Source organism: Plantibacter sp. CFBP 8798 (assembly GCF_014841195.1).
GTDB lineage: Bacteria > Actinomycetota > Actinomycetes > Actinomycetales > Microbacteriaceae > Plantibacter > Plantibacter auratus.
Genome location: NZ_JACYTS010000002.1, coordinates 661,937 through 675,752, shown reverse-complemented (window position 1 = coordinate 675,752; position 13,816 = coordinate 661,937). Strand labels below are relative to the sequence as shown.

Below are 13,816 nucleotides of genomic sequence, written 5' to 3'. Positions count from 1 at the left end.
GCTGGCCCGGCATACACTTCCGCCATGCTGGTCGAAGGCACCATGCGGTGGCAGGTCACGGAAGACGCTCCGATGGCCCTCATGCTGGCGCTCGCGTTCCGCGACATGGCGGGGCTCGGCGATCGATGCGTCGCGCAGCTTCCGGCAGTCACGCCGGGGCTGGAGCGGGTCGACGTCGCCGGCCTCGACCTCGACGCGCTCGCGGTCCAGTTCGACGGCTGGTGGACCGGGATCGCCCGTCGCGACACGCGCCTCTTCATGGCCGAGGTCCGCCCACCACACTTCGAGGTGTTCGATCGAGCCCTCGACCTGCAGGAGCTCGCCTACCGGGCGTACGACGAGGCGCACCGGTGGGCGGCGGCTCGCATCCGGGAGTACGAGCGTGCGCTCGCAGGCCGGTCGCCGAGCCGCCTCACCGACGTCTACGAACTCATCCGCGAGCGCCAGTTCGAGTTGCGCCGGCAATCCAGCTCGTTCCGGTTGGACCTCGAGGTGCTCCCGATCGGCCGACCGGGGGCCTGGGTGGTCGCGCCCGACACGATCGTGGTCAGTGAGTCGCTCCGGGACGACCGGGAGGCCTTCCGTGAATGGCTACGGCCGCTGGTCCACGGCCTGGTCTGATCCGCTCGCGACGCGCTCGACCGGCCGACGGGTCGGGTTCAGGAGCACGACCGCGATGATCGAGCCGACGGCGCCGGCAGCCGCCATCGCGGCGGTGAGCGGGTGGGAGATCTCCGCGAAGGGCATGATGAAGGCGCTCGCGAGCGCGATCCACACGGCGACGTGTGCAGGCTTGCGCTCCGGGTCGAGGCGCAGCTTGCGGGGGTGCTCGACACGGCCGAGGAGTGTGCCGACGCCCGCGAGCAGAACCGCGACGACGAGCAGTACGACCGGTCGGGTCCACCACCATGCCGCACTCAGCGGTTCCGCGAAGGGGATGCCGAGGGCGAGCTGGAGACCGGCGACCGCGATGATCAGGGGGAGATGCCAGAGGTACACCGTCATCAGCCGGGACCCGATGAGGAAGACGACCGCTCGCGCGGCGCGGGTCCGCATGATCGCCGTGAGCAGCGGGTGCGCCAGGGCGAGCAGGGCGAGCTGCCCGACGCCGAGGACGACGAGGGGGAGGGTCGGTGGGTTGAGGTTGCCGAGCATGCTGGTCGAGTACGGCAGCCAGGTCGTGATCGGCACGAGCGCACCGTAGGAGACGAGCACCACGGCCACGAGGACGAGGCGCGGAACGGAGCGGAGACGTCCGTCGGCCAGGAAGAACCCGAACTGCTGCAGCAGCGGCCAGACGAACACCAGGTTGACGAGACCGATGCCCAGGAGACCGGTCGAGTAACGGACGACGTCGACGAGGATCACGCCGGCCAGCAGTGCCGCACAGGTCAGGAAGGGGTGGCGGTCGTGGCAGGTGGCGAGGAACGGGGCGACCGCCTGGCACAGCAGGTAGGCGGCCAGGAACCAGAGCGGGGAGCCGACGCCTGCGGCGACGGCCTCGATGATGGCCGGGTCGACACCGAGCGCCCCGGCGAGCCACAGCCCCGCGGCGAGGAAGAGCAGGACCGGGATCGTCGGCAGGGCGAGTCGGAACACCCGGGACCGGAGGAAGTCGCTGGTCCCGCCACCACGTCGGACGGTGCTGCGCCAGCCGGTGATCGTCGCGAAGCCGCCAACGATGAAGAACAGCGGCATGATCTGGCCGAACCAGGTACCCGTGTCGAACCACGACTGCTGCTCGAGCGCTCGGGAGATGCCGATCGTGCCGTCCGGCTCGACGGCCACCGCGACCATCAGGAGGTGGACGATGACGACCGTCACGACGCACGCGACGCGCACGAGGTCGAGGGCGAGGTCCCGCCCGGAGAGGTCTGGGACCGCCGGGGCCGACCCGGTCCGCGTTCGCGTGCTCATCGCCGGACAGCCTAGCGTCGCCGGGCCCTCCCGCCTCGGCCCTTGTGGAGAGCGTGTCGGAGGCGACTGAGACAATGGAGGCATGAGTCGGCAGGATGGAGCGTCGCGTCGCGTCTCGGCGCACGATGCCGACGACAGCGGTACCCCCATCCTCCACGTCGACATGGACGCGTTCTTTGTCTCGGTCGAGCTCTTGGAACGGCCCGAGCTGCGCGGTCTGCCGATCATCGTGGGGAACAAGGAGGGGCGGTCGGTCGTCACCTCCGCCAGTTACGAGGCTCGCCGGTACGGCGTGCGAGCGGCGATGCCGGTGTCCCAGGCGATGCGCCTCTGTCCGAGCGCCGTCGTGTTGCCACCCCACCACGGCAGGTACCGCGAGTACTCCGACCGGGTGATGGAGGTCTTCGAGTCGGTCACGCCGCTCGTCGAGCCGCTGAGCATCGACGAGGCCTTCCTCGACGTGTCCGGCGCGGTCCGGTTGCTCGGGAGCCCACGGACGATCGCCGCGCTCGTGAAGCAACGGGTCCTCGACGCGACCGGTCTGCCGTGCTCGGTCGGCTTGGCATCGACGAAGTACGTCGCGAAGCTCGCCTCCGGCCTGTCGAAGCCCGACGGCCTGCTGGTCGTGCCCGCCGACGAGACCCTGGCGTTCCTCCACCCGTTGCCGGTCGGCGCGCTGTGGGGTGTCGGTGGTCGGACGGAGGAGCAGCTGACGAACCGGGGCATCCGGACCATCGGTCAGCTCGCCTCCACCCCGCTGTCGATGCTCCAGCGCGCGGTCGGTGAGGCCTCCGGTCGCCGACTCCTCGAGCTCGCGAACGGGATCGATCCGCGCGGCATCGAGCTGGCACGACGCGAGAAGAGCGTCAGCCACGAGGTGACCTTCCCGACGGACGTCTCCGACCCGACCATCCTCAAGCGCGAGCTGCTGAACCTCGCCGGTCTCGTCGCGATCCGGCTCCGGAAGGGCGGCTACGCCGGCCGGACGATCAGCATCCGTGTCCGCTATGCGGACTTCAGCGTCATCACCCGGTCGCGCACCATCGGCGAGGCCACGAACGTCGGGCGTCGGGTCTACGACGAGGCGGCGTCGCTGTTCGACGACCTCGATCGCGGCGGACGCCTCGTGCGCCTCGTCGGGGTGAAGGTGGACCAGCTCGTCCCCGCCGATGAGGCCGGTGCCGGGCTCTGGGACCCGGACGAGGAGTGGCGTGAAGCCGAGCAGACGATCGACCGGGTCGCGAGCCGGTTCGGCGATCTCGCGATCGCTCCCGCCTCCCTCCTCGGCAAGCCGAGGCGTCGCGGACTCGGCAGTCGCGGAGACTCGCAGGGTGCTGGGAGCACGGATCAACCCCTTGGACCGGTGGATACCGAGCGGTAGCCTCGCGGTATGACGAATCTCGTGGAGAAGCTGGCAGAACAGGCGAAGGGGCTCGGCGTGTCCGCAGCCTACGGGGAGCAGCAGGACGTCGACGGCACGAAGCTCGTGCCCGTCGCGCTGACGTACTACGGCTTCGGCGGCGGCTCCGAGGGCGACGGCGACGACGCCCCGAGCGGCGGTGGCGGTGGCGGCGTCTCGATCCCGGTCGGTGCCTACATCAAGACCGACGAGGGTCTCCGTTTCGACCCGAACCTCATCTCGCTCATCGCCGTCGCGATCCCGTTCATCTGGGTGAGCGGCAAGGCACTGGCCGGCCTCATCAAGGCCCTCAAGAAGTAGCCCTCCCCGTCGAACCCCTGTCGTGCGACTGCGTACGGCAGGGGTTAGACTCGTGCCACCACGGGAGTCCGGTGAACCGGGCTGAGAGGAAGGTATTCGCCTTCGACCGTCGAACCTGATCTGGATCATGCCAGCGCAGGGAGACCATTTCTCGCTATCCCGTGCTCTTTTCCGTCTACAGGAAGGGCACGTATCGTGTCAGCATCGACCAAGATCTCACCCTCTGAACGCGCTGCGTCGCGGACCTTGCGCTGGAGGGTCGTCGACATCGTCGTGGTCGCCGTGCTCGGCGTCGCGACCGGCCTCATCTTCTGGGCGTGGAACACGCTCGGATCACTCTGGTACGCGGGTGCCAGCGCCGTCACGCCCGGTTTCGGCGGGATCGCCGTCGGGATCTGGCTCCTCGGCGGGGTGCTCGGCGGACTCATCATCCGGAAGCCCGGCGCAGCACTCCTCGTCGAGACCATCGGTGCGATCGTCTCCGCCCTCATCGGCAACGCATGGGGCGTCACGACGGTGTACTCCGGCCTCGCTCAGGGCCTCGGTGCTGAGCTGGTGTTCGCGGCGCTCGCGTACAAGCGCTTCGGCCTCGTTCCGGCGATCCTCGCCGGCGCCGGCGCCGGGGCCGGCGCGTGGCTCCTCGAGCTCGTGATGTCGGGCAACCTCGAGAAGGGTGTCGAGTTCAACGCGATCTACCTCGGTTCGCTGCTCGTCTCGGGCGCGATCCTCGCCGGTGTCGTCGGCTGGGCACTCGTCAGGGCACTCGCGTCGACCGGAGCGCTCAGTCGGTTCGCGTCGGGGCGGGACGCTCGGCGCGAGGTCTGATCGTGCCGGGAGCGGCTGGGACCGGTCCGGCGCGCGTCGTCGCGCGGGACTGGGGGTGGCGTCATGCCGGTCGGAAGGCCTGGGCGGTGCGCGACCTCGACCTCGTGATCGAACCGGGCGAGCGGGTCCTCCTCCTGGGGGCGTCCGGTGCCGGCAAGTCGACGCTGATCCACGCACTGGCCGGCGTCCTCGGCGGTGCGGACGAGGGGGAGTCCCACGGCTCGCTCCTCGTGGACGGCGTTCCGCCTGAACGAGCGAGGGGTCGCATCGGGCTCGTGCTGCAGGATCCCGATTCGCAGGTGATCCTGTCCAAGGTCGGCGACGACGTCGCCTTCGGCTGCGAGAACCTCGGCGTCGAGCGCGAGGAGATCTGGCGCCGCGTCGACGCCTCGCTGGAGGCCGTCGGACTGGACCTGCCGCTGGACCACTCGACCTCGGCGCTGTCCGGGGGTCAGAAACAGCGGCTGGCCCTCGCCGGCGTACTCGCCATGCACCCCTCGCTCCTCCTGCTCGACGAACCGACCGCGAACCTCGACCCGGCCGGGGTGGCCGAGGTGCGGGACGCCGTCGCTCGGCTGGTCGATGACGGTTCGTCCACCCTGGTCGTCATCGAACACCGCGTCGACGTCTGGCGCGAGCTGATGACCAGGGTCGTCGTGCTCGACGCCGACGGCGGTGTCCTCGCCGACGGGCCACCCGACCTCGTCCTCGACGACGTCGGGCAGCGCCTGGCCGATGCGGGTGTCTGGGTGCCGGGCATCCCGCTGGGGTTGGCCCCTCGTCCGGTGTCCGGCCCATCAGCGGCGGTCATCACGACCGACGACCTGGCGATCGGTCGAACGCGGAAGCAGCCGGTGCAGGAGCACCTGGGGCTCGCGGTGCCCGAGGGCGCGGCGACCGTCATCGTCGGCCCCAACGGCGCGGGGAAGTCCACGCTCGCGCTCACGCTGGCGGGACTGCTGCCGGAGATCACGGGGACGGTGACCGCCGCTCCGCAGCTCGCCGGCAGGCTGGGATCCCGGCCGATCCGCTGGAAGTCCACCGAGTTGCTCACACGCATCGGGACGGTCTTTCAGGATCCCGAGCACCAGTTCGTCTCATCGACCGTGCGGAACGAGCTCGGTGTCGGCCTGCAGGCCCTCCGCTGGTCCCGGACCGCCATCGACGAGCGGGTCTCCGAGATCCTCGAGGCGCTCGGTCTCGGTCGTCTTGCCGAGGCGAACCCGTTCAGCCTCTCGGGCGGTCAGAAGCGCCGGTTGTCGGTGGCCACCGTCCTCGCCGCCCGGCCGGCGGTCATGGTCCTCGACGAACCGACGTTCGGGCAGGATCGACGCACGTGGTTGTCACTCGTCCGCCTGCTGCAGCACGAGCTCGAGCGCGGCGCGACGATCCTCTCCGTCACGCATGACGCGGGGGTCGTCGAACATCTGGGCGACCATCGCATCCTCCTCGAACCGCTGGAACTCGGGAGGCGGGCCGCATGACGAGCCTCACGGCAGCGGACCGCTCGACGGTGTTGCACCATCGACCGCCACTCGACCGCGTGAATCCGGTGACGAAGGTGCTGGCCGTTCTCATCCTGTCCGTCCCGTTGCTGTTGACGATCGACTGGGTGAGTGCGAGCACGGCGGTGCTGCTCGAAGTGATGCTGTTCCCGCTCTCCGGCCTGCGGTTCACCGCGCTGCTGAAGCGGGCACTGCCGGTGCTCGTCTTCGCGCCCATCGGCGGGATCAGCATGCTGTTGTACGCGAAGCCGGGAGGGACTGAGTACCTGTCGTTCGGGTTCGTCAGGGTGACGGACAACTCGATCGAGCTGGCGGTCGCCGTGACGATCCGCGTGTTGGCGCTCGGTCTCCCGACGATCCTGCTCTTCGCGCGGGTGGATCCGACCGATCTGGCCGACGGCTTGTCCCAGATCACGAAGCTGCCGTCGCGGTTCGTGCTCGGGATCCTTGCTGGCGCGCGGATGCTCGGACTCTTCATCGACGACTGGCGCAGTCTGGCGCTCGCCCGTCGTGCCCGTGGGCTGGGGGACCGGGGAGTGGTCCGGCGGTTCGCGTCCATGGCGTTCGTGCTGCTGGTGTTCGCCATCCGCCGCGGGAGCAAACTCGCGACGGCGATGGAGGCGCGGGGGTTCGGGGCACCGAACGAACGCACCTGGGCCAGACCGTCCCGCCTGGGCCGGGCTGACCTCGTCGCCGTCCTGGTGACGATCGTGATCATGGCTTTCGCGCTGTCCACGGCGGTCCTCGCCGGCACGTTCCGGGTCGTGGGCCAGTGAGCGCGGTTCCGCCGGTCCTGCTCATCGACGGACGGTCGGGCACGGGGAAGACGACGCTCGCCTCCTCGGTGGCGTCCGCATTGACGGCCAGCACGGTCGTCCACATGGACGACCTGTATCCGGGGTGGGAGGGGCTCGACGAGGGTGCTCGACTCCTCGTCGAGTGGATCCTCACACCGTTCTCCGAGCGGCGCGCGGGGGAGTGGCGGCGCTGGGACTGGGAACGGTCCGCCCGTGCGGAGACGCACCTCGTGCCGAGTGACCGTCCACTCATCGTCGAGGGTTGCGGGTCGTCGTCGCGGGCGTCGCGAATACTCGCCGACACGGTGCTGTGGCTCGACGCGCCGGTGGTCCAGCGCACCGACCGCCTCATCGGGCGCGGTGACGGCGTCGACTGGCTCGCCGAGTGGACCCTCCAGGAGGACGCCTTCATCGAGCGGGAGCGGCCCGACCTCGATGCGGGTCTCCGCATCGAGGCGACCGGCGCCGCGGACCAGGTCTCATCCCTCGTCCTTGATGTCCTTGCGCGCGACGAAGCGAAACGCTGGAGCCCCTGGCTCCGTTCCTGAGACCCACGGTCCGGGTTCTCGGTCCTTGAGCCGGTCTGAGGGTCAGGTTCCGGTCATCGGTCCCTGAGCTTGTCGAAGGGTGGTGTGCCCCCGGCAGGATTCGAACCTGCGACCAAGAGATGAGAAGGGTCCGCGATGTCGTGTGAGGTGCCCCCGGCAGGATTCGAACCTGCGACCAAGAGATTAGAAGGCTCCTGCTCTATCCCCTGAGCTACGGAGGCGGGCGTCGTCCAGGATACCGCAGCGGTGTCTCAGGCGCCGACGCCGAGGAGGCCGAGGACTCCGAAGACGAGCGACAGGGCTGCGAGGACGAGGGCGATGCTGATGAGGATGACGTGGACGCGCAGGAACGTCGTCGCACGTCCCTGATCGTCGCGGGCGCGCGGGTCGGCGACGATGCGCTTGAGGAAGCGGGGCCAGACGACGACGTTGTAGACACCGTTGACGAGCAGCAGGACGGAGATGGCGATGATCACCGCTCGAGTCTACGGAACCGGCGGCGTCGGTCGTGCTGAGTAGACTCGACCTATGAGTACAGCTGGGGACCGTCTGGTCTGGATCGACTGCGAGATGACCGGACTCGAGCTGGAGGTCGACGAACTCGTCGAGATCGCCGTCGTGATCACCGACTTCGAACTGAACATCCTCGACCCGGGTTACTCCGTCGTGATCAAGCCCGACCAGTCGGCACTCGACAACATGGGTGAGTTCGTGACGAACATGCACCGCACCTCGGGGCTGCTCGAGGAGATCCCGAACGGCGTGAGCGTCGCGGACGCCGAGTTCCAGGTCATCGAGTACATCCAGCGCTTCGTCCCCGATGAGTCGAAGGCGCCGCTGGCCGGGAACACCATCGGGACCGACCGAGGATTCCTCGCGCGGTACATGCCGCGGCTCGACGCCCACCTGCACTACCGCAACGTCGACGTCTCCTCCATCAAGGAACTGGCCCGTCGGTGGTACCCGCGGGTGTACTTCAACGCCCCGTCGAAGCACGGCGGACACCGCGCGCTGGCGGACATCCTCGAGTCGATCCGTGAGCTCGCCTACTACCGCGGAGCGTTGTTCGTCGACCTCCCCGGCCCGTCCTCCGACGACGCGAAGCAGGTTTCGGAAGCGGTCGTGTCACGGTACGCCCCAAACATGTAATAGACTCGTCCAGTCGCTTGTGACGCGGTCTCCGCGGAGCAGGTCGCATGGTGGGTATAGCTCAGTTGGCAGAGCGCCTGGTTGTGGTCCAGGAGGTCGCGGGTTCAAGCCCCGTTACTCACCCCATGTCGTACAGAAGCCGGAGGATCCCTCCGGCTTCTGTCGTATCCGGGGAGCGGGCATGTTGGAGCTGGACACCGAGGCGTTCGAAGCCCTCGTGGTGGACGAACTCGACCGCTTGCCCGACGAGATGGTCGACGGTCTCGACAACCTCGTCTTCGTCGTCGAGGACCGGCCTGAGAACGGCACGCTCGACACGCTCGGGCTGTACGACGGCGTCGCCCTGACGGAGCGCGACCGCTACGGCTTCGGCGAGATGCCCGACCGGATCATCGTCTACCGCGAGCCGCATCTGGCGGCGTGCGAAACACTCGACGAGCTCGCCGACGAGATCCACACCACCCTGGTCCACGAGATCGCGCACTTCTACGGCATCGACGACGAGCGGCTGCACGAGCTCGGCTGGGCCTGAGACCCGCCTCGCCCACCGAGCCGTGTTTCCGGTGTGTTGCAAGTGTCTCGGAGTTCCGGGTGCGCCTCCGGTGAGCGAGTAGCCTGGGGACATGCGCGAGATCCAGGCCCGCATCATTGCGGAACTCCATGTCAGCCCCACGATCGACCCGTCGGCCGAGGTCCGTTCCCGGATCGACTTCCTGAAGTCGTACCTGCGGGCGACGCACACGAAGGGGTTCGTGCTCGGGATCAGCGGGGGACAGGACTCGTCGCTCGCCGGGCGCCTGTGCCAGCTCGCGGCGGAAGAGGTCCGAGCCGAGGGTGGCGAGGCCCGGTTCGTCGCCGTCCGTCTGCCGTACGCCGTGCAGCACGACGAGGACGACGCCCAGTTGGCGCTGTCGTTCATCCGCCCGGACGACTCCGTCGTGTTCAACATCCAACGTGCGGTCGACGGGTTCGAAGCCGAGTACGCGGATGCAACCGGCGAACCCCTCAGTGACTTCGTCAAGGGCAACGCGAAGGCGCGCGCACGGATGGTCGCGCAGTACGCTATCGCCGGTCAGCAGGGGCTCCTGGTGGTCGGGACGGACCACGCGGCCGAGGCGGTCACCGGCTTCTTCACGAAGTTCGGCGACGGCGGGGCCGACGTGCTCCCGCTCAGTGGCCTGACGAAGCGTCAGGGGCGTGCGCTCCTCGAGTCGCTCGACGCTCCGGAACGCCTCTACCTGAAGGCCCCGACCGCCGATCTCCTCGACGGCACCCCCGGCCAGACCGACGAGGAGAACCTCGGACTCAGCTACCAGCAGATCGACGACTTCCTCGAGGGGAGCGAGATCGATCCGGTGGCCGCCGAAGCGATCGAGGCCCGGTACGCGGCGACGGAGCACAAGCGGCAGGTCCCGGTCAGCAAGTTCGACACCTGGTGGCGCTGACCACGCACCCCTGACACGAAGACGGCGGCCCGATCGGATGATCGGGCCGCCGTCTGTCAGTCGCGGTGGTCAGCTGACGCTGGGCTGCTTGCGTTCGGCTTCCAGGACCGCGACGTCGTCGATGATGCGCTGCGTCGTGCTGGTGTTGATCGTGCCGCCCGTCGAGCGAGTGATGTCGCCGGGCCGTGCAGCCGGGGCGGTGGACGCGGGCTTCACAGCGGCGTACTGCTCGTGGTGCTGCTTGGCGACCCACGACTCCTGCTCCGCGACGAGCGCCTGTTCCGATCCTGTGGACTCGGCACGCCAGCGACGGAGGTCCCCGTCGAAGTCCTTTCGGGCCCGTGCCGGCTTCTTCGACCACTCGACGAGGCGGTCGCGGAAGTCCTCGACCACCGGGTCCAACTCGTACCCGAACGTCGCGGAGTTGCGCTTCATCTCATGGAGCTGGTGGTTCGCCCAGTCTGCGGCGACGGCCGCACCCTTGATCGGGCTGAGTCGCACGAGGGTGTCGGCCTGGGCGACGGCCCGATCGCTGAGCACCTGCTCCTGCGGGGTGAGCGAGTTCCAGACGCTGGCCTCGGTGGCGGCGTCGACGAGCGCCAGGATCGCGACGTTCTTCTGCTCTCGATCGCGTTGGTCCACGATGGCTCGCAGCGCACGACGGCTTGCGCCGGCGGCGACGAGAGAGGACACCACGACGGCCACGATGAAGAGGGCCGCAGCGAACAGCATGGGGCGGACCTCAGCTGAGGTCACCCACTCTACGAAGTCATTCCACCACTGCATGGGCCGCAGACTACCCCTCGTTCGGGCGTGAACACGGGCGACGCACCGGGTTCGACGGAACGGCGGGAGGGTCGTCGCTCAGTTGCGGAATGCGTCGATGGCGATCGCGAGATCGCTGAAGCTGCCCAGTGGGGCGTACCCGAGGACTGCCGGTCGGAACCGGTTGGCCCGGTACTCCGGGACGCCGTCCGCTCCGACGGCCTCGATGTTGCCGAGCACGCGGCCGTCGGGGGTCGTCACGCGCCAGTAGCCGGGACGGATGCTCAGGGCGTTGGGCATGGGACTCCTCGTGCGCTGGTGGGGCGATGCCGGACTGGGACTGCCGGCTGGTACTCGTCAGCGTATGCGGGGCCACCGACATCGGCCCTGGTCAGAGCGGAGCGAGGGTCCTCCACAGCGAGGTGCGCGGTTGTGGACATCGACGAGGGTCGCCCGGCTCGACACGGGGCCCACAGGATCGGTGAGGCTGGCAGCGCGTCCGGGGTGGCGATCGGCACGGACCCGCCCCGGACGCTTCCGCGATCCACCGCCAGGATCGTCGGACCGACAGGAGAGGAACCCATGAACGACCAGATCACCGTCTGCGGACACGTCGCGACAGACCCCAAGCACCATCGCACGACGTCCGGGCTGGACATCACCAGTTTCCGCCTGGCGTCGCAGCAACGTCGGTACGACCAGAAGCAGGGTTCCTGGGTGGCGCAGGAGACGAACTGGTACACGGTGAGCGCCTTCCGTGGATTGGCGACCGCCTCCGCCACATCGCTCGTCAAAGGACAACGCGTGATCGTGCTCGGCCGGTTGCGGATCCGCGACTGGGAGCAGGGTGAGCGACGAGGGACGTCGGTCGACATCGAAGCCGATCACATCGGGCCCGACATCGGCTGGCAACCGAAGGGGTCCGGTGAGTCGCCGGTCGGAGCGGGGGTGTCTCCGGCGCCCGCCGCATCCGAGTCGACCGGTTCCGGAACCGGAACCGGGGAGTGGGCGTCGGCACCGCCGCAGGACACGCCGTTCTGACGCGCCGCGTAGACTGCTCGACGTGCAGAAGAGCCTCCGCGACCGCCCCGTCTCAGCCGTCACCTCGATCCGTCGCCGCACGTCGATCGCCGGCGTCCGGGTCGGCGTGGTGCTCGGCCTGCTCGGCATCGCCGTGACCGGCTGCTCCCAGCCCGCTCCCGAGCCGACGGCCACGCCGAGCCAGACGCCGACCGCCACTGAGACGGCTCCGGCGGCGCCCGTGCTGCTCCCCGAGGGCACCGCCACCGACAACCTGCCGTTCTTCGACGCCGTGAACGCAGCCACGCTCGCCGCGAACCCCGCCGCTGGCGGGCAGGCGATCATCGACGGTCTCGTCGCCGCCGGCTTCCCGAAGGCGGAGATGGAGGTCTCCTCGGACACGACGAGCATCGGCGAGCCGGCCGACTCGATCCAGTTCGCCATCCGGTGGCAAGGGCAGTGCATCCTCGGGCAGAACGGGCCGGCGACGGGGTATCACTCGTCGGTGGTGTCGCAGCTCGACACCGGGCGATGCCTCATCGGGGTCACGCGCGCGATCGACTGGTAGCGCCGCCGACCACTCACGGGCTGGTGCAAGCCGTGGGCATGCCATAACCTGACATTTCAGATATCGCTTCCTCCTAGGTGGCTCGATCCGGAATAGAGGGCCCGCATGACCGCCAACCCATCACCTGGCGGGGAACCTGCCACCGAGGCCGTCTTCCTGGCCGACGAACGTCTGGCCGTGGCGCCGACGGCGTTGGCGCATACACTCAAGCCTCGTCATCTGGCGCTGATCGCCCTCGGCGGCATGATCGGCGCCGGGCTCCTCGTGGCGTCGAGCACGGCGATCCTCGCAGCGGGACCCGGCGTGATCCTCGCGTACGCCCTGGCCGGCGTGGTCGTGGTGCTCGTCATGCGCATGCTGGGGGAGATGGCCTCCGCATCGCCCGAGACCGGGTCGTTCTCCGCCTACGCCTCGCGCTTCATCGGCCCCTGGGCCGGTCTCGCGATCGGGTGGCTGTACTGGTGGTTCTGGGTCGTGGTCGTCGGCATCGAGGCGACGGCCGCAGCGCAGATCGTCAGCCAGTGGGTGCCCGGTCTCCCGCAGTGGATCCCGGCGCTCGTAATCACCGTCGCGTTCCTCGCCGCCAACCTCGTCTCAGTGAGGTCGTTCGGTGAGTTCGAGTTCTGGTTCTCCTCGATCAAGATCACGGCCGTGATCCTGTTCATCGCGCTCGGTTCGCTCATCATCGTCGGCGTCATCCCGACCGAGACGGCGACCGTCACCAACCTCGCTCCAACGGACGGGGGCTTCCTGCCGTTCGGTATCGGCGGCGTCCTGGCGGCGCTGCTGCCGATCATCTTCTCGATGTTCGGTGCCGAGGTCGCCACGATCGCGGCAGGAGAATCGGTGGACCCGAAGGGTGCCGTCCGGCGAGCGGTGAACTCGGTCGTCTGGCGGATCCTGCTGTTCTACATCGGTTCGATCCTGGTCGTCCTCATCGTGGTGCCGTGGACGGAGATCACGCCGGGGATCAGTCCCTTCGTCACCATGCTGCACGCCGCCGGGATCCCCGGCGCCGGCGTGGCGATGGACATCATCGTCTTCACGGCCCTGCTGTCGACGCTCAACGCCTCGCTGTACACGGCGTCGCGCATGCTGTTCTCACTCGGCGGCCGCGGGTTGGCCCCGCGAGCGGTCCGCGCGACGACGCGACGCGGCACGCCGGCGGTCGCGATCCTGTGCTCGGCCGTCGTCGGGCTCGTGTGCGTCCTGTTGAACTACCTCGCACCGGACGAGGTCTTCACGTTCCTCGTCAACTCCACCGGCGCGATCGCGATCTTCGTGTGGATCGTGATCGCCGTCGCTCAATTGCGCAGTCGACGGTTCGACCAGGTCTGGGCGTCGGAGAGCGGCGACCGCGCCGGCGGGATCCGCATGTGGGGACACCCGTGGCTCACGGTCGTGGTCGTCGTCGCGCTCGTCGCGCTGCTGGTGTCGATGTTCTTCGGCGGACCCGCGCGGCTCCTCGAGGTGACGACGAGTTGCGCGATCGCGGCGGCGGCCGTCGTCGCGGGCGTCGTCGTGCAGCGCAAACGGAGGGTCCGCCCGTAGACTGGA

At 69.0% G+C, this 13,816-nt stretch carries 17 protein-coding genes, 2 tRNA genes and 1 riboswitch; of the genes, 14 read left to right on the top strand and 5 right to left on the bottom strand.

Translation table 11 applies throughout. The features are described from left to right. Window positions 1-24: 24 nt before the first annotated feature. Window positions 25-621, top strand: a complete 597-nt coding sequence (locus tag IFU30_RS10195) for a hypothetical protein (RefSeq protein ID WP_137241848.1) — start codon at window positions 25-27, stop codon at window positions 619-621. Here IFU30_RS10195 and IFU30_RS10190 read toward each other — a convergent pair. Beyond that, window positions 592-1,917, bottom strand: a complete 1,326-nt coding sequence (locus IFU30_RS10190; RefSeq protein ID WP_192005104.1) for an acyltransferase family protein — start codon at window positions 1,915-1,917, stop codon at window positions 592-594. The two genes, IFU30_RS10195 and IFU30_RS10190, sit on opposite strands and share 30 nt — an antisense overlap. Before the next feature lie 82 nt (window positions 1,918-1,999). On the opposite strand from IFU30_RS10190, the gene dinB reads away from it, so the two are divergent. The 6 genes from dinB to IFU30_RS10160 all read left to right on the top strand — a co-directional run bounded on the left by dinB (window position 2,000) and on the right by IFU30_RS10160 (window position 7,312). Further along, window positions 2,000-3,298 carry a DNA polymerase IV gene (gene dinB, locus IFU30_RS10185; RefSeq protein WP_079705685.1) on the top strand — a complete coding sequence of 433 codons (1,299 nt, stop codon included), beginning with the start codon at window positions 2,000-2,002 and terminating at the stop codon, window positions 3,296-3,298. Window positions 3,299-3,307: 9 nt separating this feature from the next. Next, on the top strand, window positions 3,308-3,637 hold the full coding sequence (locus IFU30_RS10180; RefSeq protein ID WP_079705686.1) for a hypothetical protein: 330 nt from the start codon (window positions 3,308-3,310) through the stop codon (window positions 3,635-3,637). A gap of 50 nt (window positions 3,638-3,687) precedes the next feature. After that, window positions 3,688-3,796, top strand: a riboswitch (TPP riboswitch). Window positions 3,797-3,832: 36 nt separating this feature from the next. Continuing rightward, a complete protein-coding gene (locus tag IFU30_RS10175; RefSeq protein WP_086473536.1) occupies window positions 3,833-4,462 on the top strand; it encodes an ECF transporter S component in 630 nt (209 codons plus the stop codon). 86 nt (window positions 4,463-4,548) lie between these two features. Further along, complete coding sequence (locus IFU30_RS10170) at window positions 4,549-5,946, top strand: ABC transporter ATP-binding protein (protein ID WP_159880253.1); 1,398 nt, start codon at window positions 4,549-4,551, stop codon at window positions 5,944-5,946. Then, a complete protein-coding gene (locus IFU30_RS10165; protein ID WP_192005102.1) occupies window positions 5,943-6,743 on the top strand; it encodes an energy-coupling factor transporter transmembrane component T family protein in 801 nt (266 codons plus the stop codon). Before IFU30_RS10170 ends, IFU30_RS10165 begins: the two co-directional genes overlap by 4 nt. Further along, the gene (locus IFU30_RS10160) at window positions 6,740-7,312 is read left to right on the top strand and encodes a hypothetical protein (RefSeq protein ID WP_192005101.1); all 573 of its coding nucleotides are present in this window, start codon (window positions 6,740-6,742) and stop codon (window positions 7,310-7,312) included. Before IFU30_RS10165 ends, IFU30_RS10160 begins: the two co-directional genes overlap by 4 nt. A 148-nt stretch (window positions 7,313-7,460) precedes the next feature. On the opposite strand, the gene IFU30_RS10155 is transcribed toward IFU30_RS10160, so the two are convergent. Both IFU30_RS10155 and IFU30_RS10150 read right to left on the bottom strand, forming a co-directional pair. Continuing rightward, a tRNA-Arg gene (locus IFU30_RS10155) sits at window positions 7,461-7,533 on the bottom strand. A 30-nt stretch (window positions 7,534-7,563) separates the two neighbouring features. Continuing rightward, window positions 7,564-7,788 (bottom strand): SCO4848 family membrane protein, encoded by a 225-nt coding sequence (locus IFU30_RS10150; protein ID WP_064295131.1) that lies wholly within the window; start codon window positions 7,786-7,788, stop codon window positions 7,564-7,566. A gap of 52 nt (window positions 7,789-7,840) precedes the next feature. Here IFU30_RS10150 and orn point away from each other — a divergent pair, with 52 nt between their 5' ends. The 4 genes from orn (at window position 7,841) to nadE (ending at window position 9,906) form a co-directional block, all read left to right on the top strand. Then, the gene (gene orn / locus IFU30_RS10145) at window positions 7,841-8,461 is read left to right on the top strand and encodes an oligoribonuclease (protein ID WP_064295132.1); all 621 of its coding nucleotides are present in this window, start codon (window positions 7,841-7,843) and stop codon (window positions 8,459-8,461) included. Between the two features lie 50 nt (window positions 8,462-8,511). Then, window positions 8,512-8,587: transfer RNA gene (locus tag IFU30_RS10140), tRNA-His, on the top strand. A 55-nt stretch (window positions 8,588-8,642) separates the two neighbouring features. After that, window positions 8,643-8,993 carry a metallopeptidase family protein gene (locus IFU30_RS10135; protein WP_079705689.1) on the top strand — a complete coding sequence of 117 codons (351 nt, stop codon included), beginning with the start codon at window positions 8,643-8,645 and terminating at the stop codon, window positions 8,991-8,993. Window positions 8,994-9,084: 91 nt separating this feature from the next. After that, window positions 9,085-9,906, top strand: coding sequence for an ammonia-dependent NAD(+) synthetase (gene nadE / locus IFU30_RS10130; RefSeq protein ID WP_124769163.1), 822 nt, complete (start codon window positions 9,085-9,087; stop codon window positions 9,904-9,906). Between the two features lie 69 nt (window positions 9,907-9,975). On the opposite strand, the gene IFU30_RS10125 is transcribed toward nadE, so the two are convergent. Next, a complete protein-coding gene (locus tag IFU30_RS10125; protein WP_192005100.1) occupies window positions 9,976-10,692 on the bottom strand; it encodes a hypothetical protein in 717 nt (238 codons plus the stop codon). A gap of 78 nt (window positions 10,693-10,770) precedes the next feature. Then, window positions 10,771-10,971 (bottom strand): hypothetical protein, encoded by a 201-nt coding sequence (locus tag IFU30_RS10120; RefSeq protein WP_192005099.1) that lies wholly within the window; start codon window positions 10,969-10,971, stop codon window positions 10,771-10,773. 282 nt (window positions 10,972-11,253) lie between these two features. Between IFU30_RS10120 and IFU30_RS10115 the strand changes: the two genes are divergently transcribed. The 3 genes from IFU30_RS10115 to IFU30_RS10105 all read left to right on the top strand — a co-directional run bounded on the left by IFU30_RS10115 (window position 11,254) and on the right by IFU30_RS10105 (window position 13,810). Next, window positions 11,254-11,712: a single-stranded DNA-binding protein gene (locus IFU30_RS10115; RefSeq protein ID WP_124769166.1), complete on the top strand. Its 459-nt coding sequence runs from the start codon at window positions 11,254-11,256 to the stop codon at window positions 11,710-11,712. Window positions 11,713-11,734: 22 nt separating this feature from the next. Then, entirely contained in the window at window positions 11,735-12,259 is a 525-nt protein-coding gene (locus IFU30_RS10110) for a DUF6993 domain-containing protein (protein WP_241160868.1), read from the top strand. A gap of 105 nt (window positions 12,260-12,364) precedes the next feature. Next, window positions 12,365-13,810 carry an amino acid permease gene (locus IFU30_RS10105; RefSeq protein ID WP_192005098.1) on the top strand — a complete coding sequence of 482 codons (1,446 nt, stop codon included), beginning with the start codon at window positions 12,365-12,367 and terminating at the stop codon, window positions 13,808-13,810. Window positions 13,811-13,816 lie beyond the last annotated feature (6 nt).

Excerpts from the sequence above, each read along its gene's own strand:
- orn (WP_064295132.1), top strand. The coding sequence starts at position 7,841 with ATGAGTACAGCTGGGGACCGTCTGGTCTGGATCGACTGCGAGATGACC.
- nadE (WP_124769163.1), top strand. The coding sequence starts at position 9,085 with ATGCGCGAGATCCAGGCCCGCATCATTGCGGAACTCCATGTCAGCCCC.
- dinB (WP_079705685.1), top strand. The coding sequence starts at position 2,000 with ATGAGTCGGCAGGATGGAGCGTCGCGTCGCGTCTCGGCGCACGATGCC.
- IFU30_RS10105 (WP_192005098.1), top strand. The coding sequence starts at position 12,365 with ATGACCGCCAACCCATCACCTGGCGGGGAACCTGCCACCGAGGCCGTC.
- IFU30_RS10120 (WP_192005099.1), bottom strand. The coding sequence starts at position 10,971 with ATGCCCAACGCCCTGAGCATCCGTCCCGGCTACTGGCGCGTGACGACC.
- IFU30_RS10125 (WP_192005100.1), bottom strand. The coding sequence starts at position 10,692 with ATGCAGTGGTGGAATGACTTCGTAGAGTGGGTGACCTCAGCTGAGGTC.
- IFU30_RS10165 (WP_192005102.1), top strand. The coding sequence starts at position 5,943 with ATGACGAGCCTCACGGCAGCGGACCGCTCGACGGTGTTGCACCATCGA.
- IFU30_RS10135 (WP_079705689.1), top strand. The coding sequence starts at position 8,643 with ATGTTGGAGCTGGACACCGAGGCGTTCGAAGCCCTCGTGGTGGACGAA.
- IFU30_RS10180 (WP_079705686.1), top strand. The coding sequence starts at position 3,308 with ATGACGAATCTCGTGGAGAAGCTGGCAGAACAGGCGAAGGGGCTCGGC.
- IFU30_RS10195 (WP_137241848.1), top strand. The coding sequence starts at position 25 with ATGCTGGTCGAAGGCACCATGCGGTGGCAGGTCACGGAAGACGCTCCG.
- IFU30_RS10190 (WP_192005104.1), bottom strand. The coding sequence starts at position 1,917 with ATGAGCACGCGAACGCGGACCGGGTCGGCCCCGGCGGTCCCAGACCTC.
- IFU30_RS10115 (WP_124769166.1), top strand. The coding sequence starts at position 11,254 with ATGAACGACCAGATCACCGTCTGCGGACACGTCGCGACAGACCCCAAG.